We start from the raw sequence: 14,942 nt of genomic DNA, 5'->3' as shown, positions 1-14,942 counted from the left end.
GTAAAATTTGTGGTATATAAAAATTAATAAAACAATTAATTTAATAAAATTTTTAGGAGGGGGAAATTATGGAAATTATAGATTGCATCATTGATAGCTATGAAATTACTTATAAAGTTAAAACACCCCAAAATCATACATTCGATCATACTTTAAGCATTGAAACACCAACTTATAAAGCAATTGAAATTTTAAAATTACTTTCAGAACATGTTGATAAACAACCAAGCTAATTATATCCACCCATTATTTGTGGCAATTTTCCAAGCATCAAAACGATTTTCTGCTTCAAGTTTATCAATAATAGATGAGGTATAATTACGTATTGTTCCATTTGATAAATATAATTTATCTGCAATATCCTTACTACTTAATCCATTACCGATTTCTCGTAAGACAACTTGTTCTTTGTGCGTTAATGGATTGGTGTACGTAATTAATGATGTCATCAAGCTATCACTATATTCTTTCTTCCCTTTAACTACCTTCTGAATAGTATTTACTAATTCATCTATGGATCGCTCTTTTAAAACATATGCATCTACATCATTTGCTACAGCTTTTTCAAAATATCCTGGTCTTTTAAAAGTTGTAACAATAATAATTTTGGTCTGTAATTTTAAAGTTTTAGATTCTGCTAAGACTTCAATACCTGTCTTACCTGGCATTTCTATATCTAGTATTGCAATATCAGGTTTATATGTTTTTATTAACTCTAATGCCTCATTACCATTTCCTACATCTGCTAATACCTTCAAATCATCATTTAATTCTATAAGTTGTACCATTGCTTTTCTAAGCATATGTTGATCTTCAGCTATAATCATTGTAATCACATCATTTCACCTCTAGGTACACAGATTGTTAGCTTAGTTCCATTGTGGTTTTCAATATTTAGTTCTCCGTTTAAATAATTTACTCTACTCCGAATACTACCAAGCTTTTCTTTATCTTTATTATTCATTCCTATACCGTTATCTTGGATAGTTAAAATAATGCAATTTTGATAATCACTTAAATTAATTTTAACTTCAGTTGCATTAGCATGTTTAATTATATTATTTATCGCCTCTTTTAAAATCATGGATACTAAAGCCTGTTTAGCTGGATTTAAAGATGCTACTATTTGTGTGTTAGAAAAAGCAAAATCAATTTGAGCATCTTTTAAAATTGTCGAGACAGCTTTGACTTCTTCTAGAAATGAAGGCGTTTGAAGATTTTCTATTATATTTCTCACTTTTTTTAACGTGTCTTTTGATAGTTCATTGATTGATTCTATTTCATCTCTAGCTTTAGTTGGTTGTTGATTAATCAGTTTCATAGCTAGCTCTGATTTTAATGTTAAACTTGCAAAAACGTGACCCAACGTATCATGTAAATCTTGTCCTATACGTGATCTTTCTTGTTCCGCTATTAGAATATTAATGTATTTATTCTGTTCTGTAAGTTTTTCTTTCATTTTACGCTCTTCTAAAGCATAAATATTCCCTACACACATTAAAAAAATGACCACAAAATAAATTGATAGAGGTAATGTTGCTTCATTTATAAAAATAAAAGTGATTCCTAGTGTTACTATCATCGCAATAACAAATGTAATAAAATATTTAGACTTAAATCCTTTTTTCAACATGAAAGGAATAGCAAATGCACTAAAGAAGAAAAATAATGCATTCATTGGTTGTTTACATATAACAAAATAATCTAATAATATATAGTGAATCAGAAACAGTGTATATAGTGTTTTATCACTCATGTGATTATAGTAAAAGACAATTGTGATATAATCAATTGCAAAAATGATTAGAATCAGTAAATATTCCAATTTGGGTCTGTCAATACTGTAATCGATAAGGTTTAATATCGGAAAAATCAAATAAATTAAAGGAGTTATTCTAGTTCCAATTTTTGTCCAAACGGATACATTTGCCATATTAATCCACTGCTTTCTGTTTATTAATCAGTATTGCGATAATTAAAAATATCACGCTATAAAAAAATATTATTCCAAAAGAGGTAAAATCGAGACTATCACCTTTACTTAAACGATAAGCCAAATGTTTAAGATGATAAGTAGGTGTTAATTTAGAAATAGTTTGTAACCAATTAGGAAATGTGTTAGTTGGGAACCATAAACCTCCTAAAATCGCTAATCCTATACCTATTAAGTTAGCAATACTGCTTGCTTTTTGAGTATCGTTAAATTGAGCAATAATTAAACCTAATGTTAACAACAAACTAGCACCTATCCATAATATAACTGCAGATTTTATCCACTTTATCATTTCCATATTTACGTTATTATAAAAATGTGCTACTACAAATATTAATACAATAGCTAATAAAAACTGAAAAGTAGTCTTACTAACTTTAACCAAATAATATGACGTTATATTGAGAGGTGTGGTCATAAGATGCTTAAACCACCCATTTGTTCTTTCTTCAATCATATCAACAGGAAATGAAATCAAACAAAAGTTCATACAACTAAATACTACCATACTATACATATATTCCTTATAAAATATTATTCTTTCAGATTTAGGCAAATCTAATATAGAAGTGAATAAAAGATAAAAAAATAGTGGTAAACATATGGACATAATTAAATATAATCTTTTCCTAAGTAGAACTTTAAATTCGATTGTAAAATAAGACATTAGCATTATATTTCCTCCTCACTGATATTCGACTTATTAAATATCACTTCTAATAGAGATGATTTATATATTTCAATTTCATTTAAATCAATATTCTGATTCATCATTTCAATTAATATGTCCTTGACTTGTTTTGTTTTAATTTCGAACTTTTGTTCTAATTTTTTGAATATAAAATTAACAGCCAGTTTTTGAACTTCATCTTTATATTTAAGTGGAATATATATGTAAGATGCTTTTTCTAAAGACTTTATTTTATTTATATCCCCCTTAATTTTAATATGACCATTTTCTAATAAAGCAATTTGATCAGCCATTCTTTCTACTTCCTCTATATAATGTGTGGTATATAAGATGGTCATACCTTCACTTTTAAATCGATTGATTATTTTCCAAAAATGTTCTCTCGTTTCAATATTCATTGCAGTGGTTGGCTCATCTAATATAAGTAACTTTGGTCTACCTGTAACTGTTAAGGCAAAATCTAAAATTCTTTGTTGACCACCAGAAAGCTTTGAAGCCCATTGATTTAACAATTGTTCGTCAAAGTTAGTGATACTCATAAATTCTTCTTTAGAAATATGCTCTTGATATAAACTACAATATAAATTAAATAACTCTTTTACTTTTACTAATTTAGGAAAATGTGTCTTTTGGTATAAAACAGCCATTTGTTTTCTATTAATTAAACTATGTTTATCAATAATTTCACCAAATTCAATTGTTTTATTACCAATAATAATATCGATTAATGTTGATTTTCCTGCCCCATTTTTGCCAATGAGTGCCGTGCAAATACCATCTTCTATATTTAAGTTAATATTTTCAAGTACATTGACATCGTTAAATTGTTTACTTAAATGATTTATTTTTATCATTTATACCACCTCTTTTTTGAGTTGAATACAGAATATCAAGTTTGTATAACTCAAAATAGTAGCGTTTGTCATTATTTAGATATGACATTTGTCACATAGTTTACATAATATACTTATAATAAACAATAAAACTGCCACCATTAGTGACAGATTTTTTGTTTATTATAAAATTGGTGAAATAAGTTTAGCTAAATCTTCTTTAATTTTAATTTTTAATGAACGATTTCTATAGCCTTCTATTGTTAATTCTTTTGACTTTTTAATATCTTCTTTATAAGCTTGTTTGATTTTTTTAGCTATCTCTTTATCATATACAAATGCATTAACCTCAAAGTTTAATTCAAAACTTCTATAGTCCATGTTTGCTGAACCGACTGACACGACCTCATCATCAATTAAACATACTTTAGAATGTAGGAATCCATTTTCATATGTATAAATATGGACACCACTTTCTAATAATTGTGCCGCATTCGCAAATGTTGCCCAATAAACAAATGGGTGGTCTGGCTTACAAGGAATCATTAAATGTACCTCAATACCAGTCGCTGCTGCCATTTTCAAAGCATTGATATATGAATTATCTGGAATAAAATAAGGCGTTTGTATATAAATCGACTTTTTCGCTTTCATAATCATTTTAGTATAACCAAATTCAATTTGATGCCAATCTTCTGCTGGACTACTCGCCACAATTTGCATAGGTACATGTCCATCTTGCACATGCTTTTTCGGGAAATATCTATCGTTATATTCGAATTGTGGTCTATGTGCTTGTGAATTCCAGTCCATCATAAATCGAGTTTGTAAACCATCAACTGCATCTCCAGCAATTCTAAAATGCGTATCTCTCCAATAACCTAATTTACCTAAACCAAGATAATCATCACCAACGTTGAAGCCACCTATATAGCCAACTTGTCCATCAATGACTACAATTTTACGGTGATTACGGTTGTTCATTCTAAAATTGATAATAGGTAATTTAGAAGCAAAAAACGCCTCAACTTCTCCGCCTAATTCATTAAAGTGTTTAAAATTAGCTCTTCCAACTTTTTTAGAACCGACATCGTCATATAATAATTTGACTTCTAAACCTTCTTTCAGTTTTTCCTCTAATGCTTTGATGATACGTTTACCTAAGCCATCCAATTCGAAGCCAAAGTATTCTAAATGAATATAATCTTTAGCATTTCGAATATCTTCTAACATTTGATCATATAATTCATGACCATCTGTAAAAACATCAAGTTGGTTATTTTCAGTAATAAATCCATCTTGATTCATAAGTAACATTCGTACTAGGTCATGGTGTTTCGCTACTAATTCGTTATCAGTACCATAATTGTGTTCATCAAAATCCTTAATCTGTTTATCAATAAGTTCATTAAAGGCATCTAATTCTTTACCATTATTTTTATCCAACTTACGTTTAGACACTGTACGTCCAAAGAATAAATAAAGGATAAAACCAATTAAAGGTAATACAAATAGTACAAATAACCACGCCCATGTAGAACTTGCACTACGTCGGTTTCTCTCCAAAAATATAATAATAAATGCTAAAACAACATTAATTACAAAACCTATTGCAAGTAATATCGTAAAAAGCATACCCAAATCATGAGAAAACTTTAATTCCATAAACATATACTCCTAACGACATATTATCTTTTAATTTGACTCATTTTTGACTAAAGTCACAAAAGCAGTGAAATCTTCCTCAATATTTGGAAACTTTTGTTCTTCAGTCTGTTTAATTGTAACATTTAACAAACGATAATTTGCCCCTTCTTCTGATTTTAAAAATTCATTTAAAGTACTTTCTAATTTTTCTAAACTACTTTCTGTAAAAGTCTTAAATTTAATTTGTTCCATGTTCTAATCCCCTTTTCTTTTTATTGATTAAATGATACGGCTTTTCCAAAAATAATTCAATAAATAGCGAAAGCGACAAAAGGAATTAAATATATTTAAAATAAGATATAATATATTCATCCATCTTAGTTATCAGAATAATCTAACTAATTAAGGAAAGTAATTCATTGTAATATTGGAGGGAAAGTAAATGTTATCTTTTGAAAATGACTATTTAGAAGGTGCACATGAAAAAGTTTTACAACGTTTAATTGAAACAAATCGAATTCAAGCTCCAGGATATGGTTTTGACCAATTTACGGATCTAGCTATCCAACAAATTAAACATAAAATTAAATGTCCTGATGCAACGATTCGTTTTTTAGTAGGAGGTACGCAAACAAATCAAGTCGTGATAAACTCCATGTTAGAAAGCTATGAAGGTGTTATCTCAGCAGATACAGGTCATGTTGCAGTACATGAAGGTGGCGCAATCGAATATAGTGGACATAAAGTACTGACAATCCCTTCATCAGAAGGAAAAATCACTGCCAACGGTGTTGAAGATTATATTGAAACATTTAATAGTGATTTTAAACGTGATCATATGGTCTTTCCTGGTATGGTATACATTTCCCATCCTACTGAATACGGTACATTATATTCAAAAAATGAATTAGAAGCACTATCTAACGTTTGCCGAAAACATAATCTCCCCCTTTTTATGGACGGTGCGCGCTTAGGTTATGGTTTGATGAGTGATCAATCAGATATGACTATTGAAGATGTTGCGAATTTCTGTGATATTTTTTATATCGGTGGAACTAAAATCGGTGCATTATGTGGAGAAGCAGTTGTATTTACGAAGCAGAACGAACCCAAACATTTTACGACACGTATTAAACATCATGGTGCCCTTTTAGCTAAAGGACGATTAACCGGCATACAATTTCTTGAATTATTTACAGATGATTTATATTTCAAAATTAGCCGCCATGCGATAGAAATGGCCAATAAAATGAAAGAAGGTTTCCTTAAAAAAGGATATCGACTATATTTTGATTCACCCACTAACCAACAATTCTTCATTTTAAGTAACGATAAAATTAATGAATTAAAACAAAAAGTAAAATTTGCCGTTTGGGAAAAATATGATGATCAACATCGAGTTGTAAGATTTGCGACAAGTTGGGCCACAACTGAAGAAATTGTAAATCGATTATTAGAATTGATATAGAAATTAATTATCAAATATGTTATATTCCTATACAAATAGTTTGTTTATTAATTAAATAAATTATTTTTATATTTATAGGTAGGAGCTGAATAATATGCAACAAGAAAAAACACCTTGGTACCAAAAAACAGGTATAATAATATTATTTTTAATAATATTTTTTCCAATAGGCTTATTTTTAATGTATAAATATGCTAATTGGAAACTTTGGGTAAAATTATTAATAACTATTATTATTACTTGCATGATCATCGTTAATTTTACACAGGAAAAAACTGATATGAAAAATGGTGATAATCAAGTTTCGAAAAGTGATCAAAATGATAATAAAGACTCTAATAATAAAAATAAAAGTAAATCAAATGACAATAAAGACTCTAGCAATGAAACTAAAAGTAAACCAGTTGATAAATTGGAAAAATCAAATTATAAAATTGGAGACACCTTAAAATTTGATAAAATTGAAGTTACTATTCTAGATAAAAGTACTGCAAAAAGTGTTGGAACACCAGGACTTAAAAAAATGCAAACGGGGAATACTTAATCTTAGATGTAACTGTGAAAAACAATAGTAATAAACCTGTTAACATTTCTGATTCATTTTTTAAATTAATTAATGGTAGTAAGGAATTCCAAGCTGATGGTAGTGCGAGTTTATCTGCCAATCAAGCTATTTCCCCTGATAATTTAGGATTCTTTGGAGAAAAAATCAACCCAGAAAGTAAAAAGCAAGCTAAAATAGTTTTTGATGTAAATCAAAATGTTATTACACAAAATAATCTAATGCTACAAGTACAATCAGGTTTATTTGGAACAGAAAAAGAGAAGGTTTCATTAAACTAATTATTATGCAATAAAGTGTCATAACTATATTAATAATTCAATTTAGACTTTCTACACTTAATTGGACAACTTTAATAAGTAGAACTTTGGTTAAATTAAGTGTAGTCGGTTCTAAATTAAGAATTTGAATTCACTTAGCAATAAAATTAGTACAAATTTTCGTTTTTTTCCAATAATACATATAATATTAAAATGTATTCAAATAAAAAATGATATCGCTTTCCTAATTCCTTTTGACAAACTGAAAGCATTTCTTTCTAATATTGATCATGTATTTCAGATGATCTAACCCATATTTAAAATTTGATTTTAATTTTATACTACTAAATTTAACCTACTATAAGTATTTATTCCCCCACGATTCCATTTTTAAAAATATACATTTTCTAATTCCAATTTTAAAACAATAAAACAAGGAGTGAGCTAATTGGCAAGTAAAGTTAAAAATTTAAATTTAGTTGAAAATACAATTTTGCATGAAGATGAAACAATTGTACAGGCTATTTCAGGATTATATGAAACAAGTATGCTAGGTAGTGATACAGTCAAAAATGGAGTGTTAGTTGCTACTGAATATAGAGTTATATTTTATGCTAAAAGATTAAGTGGATATGACTATGAAAACTTTGATTATGATAAAATTTCCACTTTTGAACTAAGTAAAAAATTCACTGGTCATGTTATCACATTTTATTCTAGTGGTAATAAAGTGAAAATGAGTTTTATCAATGACAATAATGTGAAAGATTTTATTAAATACGTTAATAAAATGATGAATAATAAAACATCTGAAATTGAAAGTAAAAATCCTGAAACAGAAAAACTTTTGCAAATAAAATTGTTGAAAGAATTACTAGATATGAACGCCATCACAGAAGAAGAATTTAATCAAAAGAAAGAAATACTTTTGAAATAACTATAAATTTATGGAGGTATATAAATGCATCAAGAATCAACAAAATGGTATAAAAACGCATGGTTTATTATTTTATCTTTAATATTTATTTGACAAGTTGTTCTATTTTTAACGTAGAAATATACATATTGGAAAACATGAGCTAAGATTTTAATAACAATTATCGTAACTTTAGTATTTATTGGTAGTTTTGGAATGTTTTCAGAAGAAAATTCACAAGAAAACAAGCAAACAGTTAAGCAAAATAAAACACATAATGAGCAGAAAAAAAGCAATGAAAATTTTAAAGAAAATGATGATAAGAATCATTCAAAAAACAAAGAAACAGTAAAAACTAACGATGAATCTACTGACATTTTAGTTAACCAATCTAATACAAAAACAAAAAATGAAAGCAAAAATGACTTAACCAATTCAGAAACAGCAAATAATCAAGATAATATTAGTAATACACGTGAAGAAAAAGCTGCGCTTAACTCTGCTGAAGTATATTCAACCCATATGCACCTATCTAAAAAAGGTATCTATAAACAATTAACTTCTGAATATGGTGACAAATTCAATCCAGAAGCTGCACAATATGCTATTGATCATTTAAAAGCAGATTATAATTCTAATGCATTAGAAACTGCAAAGTCATACGTTAAACATATGAATCTGTCTACGAATGAAATTTATGACCAACTAATATCAGAATATGGAGAACAATTCACTCCTTCCGAAGCACAATACGCAATTGGTCATCTATATAAATAGATTCTATTGGGCAGGTCTCCTGCCCTTTTATATACATTAAGGAGGAGTGCATAATATGGCATCTTTCCAAAAAAGAGACAAATATTATCACTTTAGAATTTATTATGTAGATAATCTTGGTAAAAAAATCATTTGTAAATCTCGATTCAGAACAATAAAAGAAGCTAAAAAAGCTGCAATTGAGACAGAAAATAAATGTTTTAAGAAGAGTAAAATTTACGCAAAAGAAATGATTAGATTATTATCTAGAAACGTAGTAAAAAATAAAGTAAGTGACAATTCTTTTGAAATAAAGCAATTCTCTAATATGACAGAAACAGTAAAAAAATAAATATCAATAAAAGATACAATCAATAGTGAAGTCTATAGTCATGTCACTAAAGAAATGAATGATAACGCAAAAGAAAACTTTGAGACATATATACGCAACATTTTTTGAATTCAGTTGCCCAAAAGTTGCCCAGTCGATAAAAAAGTACTCATCTCAATGTTCAAAGTTGCCCATTTTCAAACAAAAAAGAGCTAAAGCAAAATTGCTCTAGCCCTTGATATAACGACATTCCCCAATGTTGTTTAGCGTTTTAGTATTGTTTCATATATTGCTCGCGTTCCCATTCAGAAACTTGAGTTCTGTAATAATCCCATTCAATTGATTTTGAATTGATGAATTGGTTATAGATATGATTACCTAACGCTTTTTTGATTGTTGGATTTTCACGCATTGCTTTTAACGCAGTGTATAAAGTTGATGGTAAATCTTGGATACCAACAGCTTCACGTTCTTCACGATTCATTTCATAGATGTTTTGGTTTACTGGTTTAGGAACTTCTAATTTGTTTTTGATACCGTCTAATCCTGCTTCTAAGATTGCTGCTAATGCCATGTAAGGGTTAGCTGCTGGGTCAACTGAACGTACTTCAATACGAGTAGATAAACCTCTTGATGAAGGTACACGTACTAATGGTGAACGGTTTTTACCACTCCATGCAATATAACATGGCGCTTCGTAACCTGGTACTAAACGTTTATAAGAGTTTACTAATGGGTTACATACTGCAGTGAATCCACGTGCATTTTTAAGAATACCTGCAGTGAATTGGTACGCTGTTTCAGTTAATTCCATGTCGCCATTTGGATCATAGAATGCATTTTCTTTACCTTTAAATAATGATACGTTGAAGTGCATTCCGCTTCCGTTCACACCAAATAATGGTTTTGGCATAAATGTTGCATGCAAGTTATGTTTACGAGCGATTGTTTTAACTACCAATTTGAATGTTTGGATGTTATCACATGCTGTTACTGCATCTGCATATTTAAAGTCAATTTCGTGTTGACCTGGCGCAACCTCATGGTGACTTGCTTCAATATCAAAGCCCATGTCCTCTAATTCAAGAACGATGTCACGACGGCAGTTTTCACCTAAATCCGTAGGTGCTAAGTCGAAGTAACCACCATCATCATTTAATTCTAATGTAGGTTCACCTTTGTCATCTAACTTGAATAAGAAGAATTCTGGTTCAGGCCCTAAGTTGAAGTCTGTGAAACCTAAATCTTCCATTTCTTTTAAGATGCGTTTTAAGTTGGCACGAGGGTCACCTTCGAATGGTGTACCATCTGTTTTGAATACATCACAGATTAAACGTGCAACTTTTCCTTGACCAGCTGTCCATGGGAAGATAACCCAAGTATCTAAGTCAGGGTGTAAGTACATATCTGATTCTTCAATACGTACGAAACCTTCGATGGATGATCCGTCAAACATCATTTCGTTATCTAATACTTTTTCTAATTGACTTACTGGTACTTCAACGTTTTTAATTGTTCCTAAAATATCAGTGAATTGTAATCTTAAATATCTCACATTTTCTTCTTCAGCAAACTTACGAATATCGTCTTTTGTAAAACTACGTTTTGGCATACTTGAAATCCTCCAAATTTTATTTTATAAATCGGGATAAGTCTCCTCGATTTATCGGCAATGTTTCACCATATGGTTTTTGAGTTGCATCTACAATCATTTTCTTTCTAGTTTCATGTTCGTCTGATGATAAGTGATTCTCTTGTTTATGAATAATTTGTTTAATACCTTTAATGTTAAAGCCTTTTTCAATTAAAGATTTAATTTCTAATAATCTTTCCAAATCATTCAGCGAAAATAATCTCTTATTTCCCTCAGTTCTTTCCGGTTTAACAAGTTCATGTGTCTCGTAATAACGAATTTGTCTTGGACTTAATTCTGTTAATTTACTGACTACACTCATGGAGAATACAGCCATGTTTCTTCTAATAGAATCATTAGACATCGCTAACATCTCCTCCACTTTTGAACTTGTACTTAATTTAGCATAGTTTAGCTCAGATTACAAAAATATGTTAGGTTTTCTGACATGATAAGTAAACCCATTGATATGACTGCATTTTAGAAGCATTGAAATACCACCACGTAACAACATTCACAAAATTCCTGAATAAATTTTAAAATTTTCTGATAAAACAAGCTGAAACAGGGTGGGACAACGCTAAAGAAATACTTTTTCTTTAAAAATTAGTATTTCTTATGAATGAGTTTCACTCATGTATTCCTATTTTAAAGTACACATTAGCTGTGGCTAATGCGTAAGAACCACTACATCATCAATGATTAGTGGTTCTTTATGATTTCTGTCCCACTCCCAATATCAAATTAAACAAGTCCTTGTTCTTTTAATTGAGTGACTGCACATGTAACAGCTAATTTAACATGTTCATATGTTAAACCACCCTGAACATATGCTTCATACGGTTCACGTATAGGGCCATCAGCAGACAATTCAATTGAGGAACCTTGAATGAAAGTACCCGCAGCCATAATAACATCATCTTCATAACCTGGCATATAACTCGGCTCTGGGCTAAAATGTGCATTGATTGGCGATGCATGTTGGATACTTTGACAAAATGATATCATTTGTTCTTTTGTTTCAAATGTCACAGTTTGGATTAGGTCTGTACGTTTAACGTTATACTTAGGTGTTGTAGTCATATTTAATTTTTCAAGTAACAGACTCGTGAATAAAGCGCCCTTTAAACTTTGACTGACGACGTGAGGTGCTAGGAAAAATCCTTGATACATTTCTTGTAATGAATTTAAAGATGCGCCTGCTTCTTTACCTATACCTGGTGCGGTTAATCTATAACCACAACGCTCAATTAAATCCTTATTACCAGCGATATAGCCACCTATTTTAGCTAATCCACCACCAGGATTTTTAATGAGTGAACCTGCAATTATATCAGCGCCAACTTCTGTAGGTTCTTGTTCTTCAACAAATTCTCCATAACAATTATCGACAAAGATAATGACATTCGGATATTGTGCTTTAATTGCCGAAATCGCTTCTTTAATTTCATCAACAGGTATTGAAGGTCGTTGATCATAACCTTTGGAACGTTGGATAGCAACGACTTTAGTTCGATCATTAATTGCATTTAGAACGTTAGGTATATCAATTTTACCCTCTGCTAATGCTACTTCATTATATGAAACACCATGTTCCTTTAAACTCTCAATGCCATTGCCGTTTACTCCGATAACTTCTAATAATGTATCGTATGGACTACCCGTGATATACAATAATTCATCACCGTATTTCAAATTACTTTGTAAAGCCAAGGTAATGGCATGTGTTCCAGAAATAATTTGAGGTCTTACAATGGCATCTTCTGCTTTAAATGTTCTTGCATAAATTTCTTCTAAATGATCACGTCCAAAATCATCATATCCATAGCCAGTTGTTCCTAATAAATCACTTTCTGTAGCTTTAACTGCATGAAACGCATCTAATACCTTTTCTTGATTAATCAAAGCAATGCGTTCAATATCTTTAAAGTACGGTGTCAATGTAGATTCTACATCTTCAATAAGACTTCTCATATCTGTCATCTTGCTAACTTCCTTTTTATATTTTTTTATATCCTTTAATTTCATAAGACTCGTCTTTTTCATTGAAATTGAGTTCACTGACGAGTGTATGTTGTTTTAAGAAATAGAGTCGGTCTGCATCCGAACTCGGTACTGTCTCTTCGTAATACGTTAAACTACGCTTAATTTGATTGATTAATAAATTTTTCAATTTATCCTTATCTGATTCATCTCTACTTGAAACAAATACATAAGGTTGTTCAGAAACTGGTAGGTCCATATTACTTGGACATTGATCCTTTTTATTAAAAATCACTGATTGAGGAATTTGATCCATATCTAGCTGCTTAATAAGTTGATTGACAGTATCATATTGAGAGCGATACTCTGGGTGACTTGCGTCAACCACATGTAAGAGTAAATCTGCTCCTTTAGCTTCTTCTAAAGTTGATTTAAATGCAGCTACTAGCGTTGTAGGTAATTTTTGAATAAATCCAACTGTATCTGAAATGATTAAATTAAATCCTTCATTGATTTGTATTTGGCGTGTTTTAGGATCTAATGTTGCAAACAATTGATTCTGTTCATATGTTGTTTCATTAGCTAACACATTAAACCATGATGATTTACCAGCATTAGTGTATCCTACTAATGCTATTTGAAAGACTTGATTCTGTTCTCGTTTACTTCGGTATCTATCTCTATGCTCAACAACTGTTTGTAATTGATGCTTGATTTCATTCATTCTTGTACGGATATGTCGACGATCCATTTCAAGCTTCGTCTCACCTGGACCACGTGTACCAATGCCACCACCAAGTCTTGATAAACTACGACCATGTCCTTGTAATCGTGGTAATAAATAGTCTAATTGTGCTAATTCTACTTGTAGCTTACCTTCTCTACTTTTTGCTCTTAAAGCAAAAATTTCAAGGATTAACTGTGTTCTATCGATAATTTTTATGCCCAAATTGCCATTTAATGTTTTAGATTGAGCTGTCGTTAATTCATCATTAGTCACAACGACATCTATATCATGGCATTCTATAAAAGCTTGAATTTCTTCAATTTTACCTTTACCAACATAGTATTTGTGATCAACTTGTTCACGGTTTTGAGTGATTTGACCTTTAACATTTAATTGGCATGTTTCTGATAGCGCTTCTAATTCTTCCATTGTCGATTCAAAATTAAATTCATTATCGTTTTGAGCATGTACACCGATTAGTACAGCCGTTTCTAATTTTTTCTTTGTATCATGTGTTGATAGCTGTGCCATGATATACATCTCCCTTTTAATTTAGTTCTTAAATATTTTATCATAGTGCCAATATAAAGACTATTCGTCAATATTATGTTAAATTGTAATTAATTCGAAAGGGTGATCTTATGGAAAATATATATGACTTCGTTGTAGAAAAGAATACAGGAGAAACATATAAGTTAGAAGATTATAAAGATTATGTGATGTTAATCGTAAATACTGCAAGTGAATGTGGTTTCACACCACAATTTGAAGGGTTACAAAAGCTTTATGAAAAATATAAAGATCAAAAATTTATTATTTTAGGCTTCCCTTGTAATCAATTTGGTGGTCAAGAACCTGGATCGGGTGAAGAAGCTGCTCAAAACTGTAAATTAAATTACGGTGTAACATTCCCTATCCATCAAAAAATTGATGTTAAAGGAGAACATCAACATCCGTTATTCCGCTTCCTTACTGATGCACAACAAGGGATGTTTAATGAAAAAATTAAGTGGAACTTCACTAAGTTTTTAATTGATCGTGACGGTAATGTAGTTAAACGTTTTTCTCCTCAGAAGAAACCGGCACAATTAGAAAATGAAATTGAAAAACTTCTTTAAAATATCAAACATAAACTTCTCATT

Annotated in this window: 18 protein-coding genes; 8 read left to right on the top strand and 10 right to left on the bottom strand. The window is 30.1% G+C overall.

Features of this window, described 5'->3' with window-relative positions:
- Positions 1-68: 68 nt before the first annotated feature.
- Entirely contained in the window at positions 69-233 is a 165-nt protein-coding gene (locus ACJQQZ_RS03765; RefSeq protein ID WP_002451285.1) for a hypothetical protein, read from the top strand.
- Here the strand turns inward: ACJQQZ_RS03765 and ACJQQZ_RS03760 are convergent, their stop codons facing one another.
- The 6 genes from ACJQQZ_RS03760 to ACJQQZ_RS03735 form a co-directional block, all read right to left on the bottom strand.
- A complete protein-coding gene (locus ACJQQZ_RS03760) occupies positions 234-836 on the bottom strand; it encodes a response regulator transcription factor (RefSeq protein WP_002451284.1) in 603 nt (200 codons plus the stop codon). It lies immediately after the preceding gene.
- Positions 833-1,933, bottom strand: a complete 1,101-nt coding sequence (locus tag ACJQQZ_RS03755) for a sensor histidine kinase (protein WP_049424819.1) — start codon at positions 1,931-1,933, stop codon at positions 833-835. The genes ACJQQZ_RS03760 and ACJQQZ_RS03755 overlap by 4 nt, the downstream gene beginning before the upstream one ends.
- 1 nt (position 1,934) lies before the next feature.
- Positions 1,935-2,666: an ABC transporter permease gene (locus ACJQQZ_RS03750; RefSeq protein WP_049424822.1), complete on the bottom strand. Its 732-nt coding sequence runs from the start codon at positions 2,664-2,666 to the stop codon at positions 1,935-1,937.
- Positions 2,666-3,538, bottom strand: a complete 873-nt coding sequence (locus tag ACJQQZ_RS03745) for an ABC transporter ATP-binding protein (protein ID WP_145505220.1) — start codon at positions 3,536-3,538, stop codon at positions 2,666-2,668. Before ACJQQZ_RS03745 ends, ACJQQZ_RS03750 begins: the two co-directional genes overlap by 1 nt.
- A gap of 162 nt (positions 3,539-3,700) precedes the next feature.
- On the bottom strand, positions 3,701-5,182 hold the full coding sequence (gene cls, locus ACJQQZ_RS03740) for a cardiolipin synthase (RefSeq protein WP_145505217.1): 1,482 nt from the start codon (positions 5,180-5,182) through the stop codon (positions 3,701-3,703).
- 30 nt (positions 5,183-5,212) lie between these two features.
- Positions 5,213-5,416, bottom strand: a complete 204-nt coding sequence (locus tag ACJQQZ_RS03735) for a hypothetical protein (protein ID WP_002451279.1) — start codon at positions 5,414-5,416, stop codon at positions 5,213-5,215.
- Between the two features lie 190 nt (positions 5,417-5,606).
- Here ACJQQZ_RS03735 and ACJQQZ_RS03730 point away from each other — a divergent pair, with 190 nt between their 5' ends.
- From ACJQQZ_RS03730 to ACJQQZ_RS03705, 6 genes are all read left to right on the top strand, one after another.
- Positions 5,607-6,632 carry a threonine aldolase family protein gene (locus tag ACJQQZ_RS03730; protein ID WP_049425277.1) on the top strand — a complete coding sequence of 342 codons (1,026 nt, stop codon included), beginning with the start codon at positions 5,607-5,609 and terminating at the stop codon, positions 6,630-6,632.
- 94 nt (positions 6,633-6,726) lie between these two features.
- Positions 6,727-7,176, top strand: a complete 450-nt coding sequence (locus tag ACJQQZ_RS03725; protein WP_049425276.1) for a hypothetical protein — start codon at positions 6,727-6,729, stop codon at positions 7,174-7,176.
- 14 nt (positions 7,177-7,190) lie between these two features.
- On the top strand, positions 7,191-7,475 hold the full coding sequence (locus ACJQQZ_RS03720) for a DUF4352 domain-containing protein (protein WP_049425275.1): 285 nt from the start codon (positions 7,191-7,193) through the stop codon (positions 7,473-7,475).
- Positions 7,476-7,902: 427 nt separating this feature from the next.
- The gene (locus tag ACJQQZ_RS03715; RefSeq protein ID WP_124228339.1) at positions 7,903-8,391 is read left to right on the top strand and encodes a PH domain-containing protein; all 489 of its coding nucleotides are present in this window, start codon (positions 7,903-7,905) and stop codon (positions 8,389-8,391) included.
- Positions 8,392-8,586: 195 nt separating this feature from the next.
- Complete coding sequence (locus tag ACJQQZ_RS03710; protein WP_261369314.1) at positions 8,587-9,147, top strand: Ltp family lipoprotein; 561 nt, start codon at positions 8,587-8,589, stop codon at positions 9,145-9,147.
- A 55-nt stretch (positions 9,148-9,202) separates the two neighbouring features.
- On the top strand, positions 9,203-9,478 hold the full coding sequence (locus tag ACJQQZ_RS03705; protein WP_049425273.1) for a hypothetical protein: 276 nt from the start codon (positions 9,203-9,205) through the stop codon (positions 9,476-9,478).
- Positions 9,479-9,728: 250 nt separating this feature from the next.
- On the opposite strand, the gene glnA is transcribed toward ACJQQZ_RS03705, so the two are convergent.
- The 4 genes from glnA to hflX form a co-directional block, all read right to left on the bottom strand.
- Complete coding sequence (gene glnA / locus ACJQQZ_RS03700) at positions 9,729-11,069, bottom strand: type I glutamate--ammonia ligase (RefSeq protein WP_002451270.1); 1,341 nt, start codon at positions 11,067-11,069, stop codon at positions 9,729-9,731.
- A gap of 19 nt (positions 11,070-11,088) precedes the next feature.
- Complete coding sequence (locus tag ACJQQZ_RS03695) at positions 11,089-11,454, bottom strand: MerR family transcriptional regulator (RefSeq protein ID WP_002451269.1); 366 nt, start codon at positions 11,452-11,454, stop codon at positions 11,089-11,091.
- Positions 11,455-11,834: 380 nt separating this feature from the next.
- Complete coding sequence (locus tag ACJQQZ_RS03690) at positions 11,835-13,073, bottom strand: methionine gamma-lyase family protein (RefSeq protein ID WP_145505214.1); 1,239 nt, start codon at positions 13,071-13,073, stop codon at positions 11,835-11,837.
- Positions 13,074-13,089: 16 nt separating this feature from the next.
- Positions 13,090-14,331 carry a GTPase HflX gene (hflX, locus tag ACJQQZ_RS03685; protein ID WP_145505211.1) on the bottom strand — a complete coding sequence of 414 codons (1,242 nt, stop codon included), beginning with the start codon at positions 14,329-14,331 and terminating at the stop codon, positions 13,090-13,092.
- A 110-nt stretch (positions 14,332-14,441) separates the two neighbouring features.
- Here hflX and ACJQQZ_RS03680 point away from each other — a divergent pair, with 110 nt between their 5' ends.
- Positions 14,442-14,918, top strand: a complete 477-nt coding sequence (locus ACJQQZ_RS03680) for a glutathione peroxidase (protein ID WP_002451266.1) — start codon at positions 14,442-14,444, stop codon at positions 14,916-14,918.
- Positions 14,919-14,942 lie beyond the last annotated feature (24 nt).

Source organism: Staphylococcus sp. KUGN1 (assembly GCF_045984185.1).
Classification (GTDB): Bacteria; Bacillota; Bacilli; order Staphylococcales; family Staphylococcaceae; genus Staphylococcus; species Staphylococcus warneri_A.
The sequence above is the reverse complement of the archived record's forward strand: the minus strand, read 5'-3'. Positions and strand labels throughout refer to the sequence as shown.

Bases quoted from the DNA above. Each gene is read 5' to 3' on its own strand.
- ACJQQZ_RS03765 (WP_002451285.1), top strand. From the start codon at position 69: ATGGAAATTATAGATTGCATCATTGATAGCTATGAAATTACTTATAAA.
- ACJQQZ_RS03755 (WP_049424819.1), bottom strand. From the start codon at position 1,933: ATGGCAAATGTATCCGTTTGGACAAAAATTGGAACTAGAATAACTCCT.
- ACJQQZ_RS03750 (WP_049424822.1), bottom strand. From the start codon at position 2,666: ATGCTAATGTCTTATTTTACAATCGAATTTAAAGTTCTACTTAGGAAA.
- ACJQQZ_RS03745 (WP_145505220.1), bottom strand. From the start codon at position 3,538: ATGATAAAAATAAATCATTTAAGTAAACAATTTAACGATGTCAATGTA.
- cls (WP_145505217.1), bottom strand. From the start codon at position 5,182: ATGGAATTAAAGTTTTCTCATGATTTGGGTATGCTTTTTACGATATTA.
- ACJQQZ_RS03735 (WP_002451279.1), bottom strand. From the start codon at position 5,416: ATGGAACAAATTAAATTTAAGACTTTTACAGAAAGTAGTTTAGAAAAA.
- ACJQQZ_RS03730 (WP_049425277.1), top strand. From the start codon at position 5,607: ATGTTATCTTTTGAAAATGACTATTTAGAAGGTGCACATGAAAAAGTT.
- ACJQQZ_RS03725 (WP_049425276.1), top strand. From the start codon at position 6,727: ATGCAACAAGAAAAAACACCTTGGTACCAAAAAACAGGTATAATAATA.
- ACJQQZ_RS03710 (WP_261369314.1), top strand. From the start codon at position 8,587: ATGTTTTCAGAAGAAAATTCACAAGAAAACAAGCAAACAGTTAAGCAA.
- ACJQQZ_RS03705 (WP_049425273.1), top strand. From the start codon at position 9,203: ATGGCATCTTTCCAAAAAAGAGACAAATATTATCACTTTAGAATTTAT.
- glnA (WP_002451270.1), bottom strand. From the start codon at position 11,069: ATGCCAAAACGTAGTTTTACAAAAGACGATATTCGTAAGTTTGCTGAA.
- ACJQQZ_RS03695 (WP_002451269.1), bottom strand. From the start codon at position 11,454: ATGTCTAATGATTCTATTAGAAGAAACATGGCTGTATTCTCCATGAGT.
- ACJQQZ_RS03690 (WP_145505214.1), bottom strand. From the start codon at position 13,073: ATGACAGATATGAGAAGTCTTATTGAAGATGTAGAATCTACATTGACA.
- hflX (WP_145505211.1), bottom strand. From the start codon at position 14,331: ATGGCACAGCTATCAACACATGATACAAAGAAAAAATTAGAAACGGCT.
- ACJQQZ_RS03680 (WP_002451266.1), top strand. From the start codon at position 14,442: ATGGAAAATATATATGACTTCGTTGTAGAAAAGAATACAGGAGAAACA.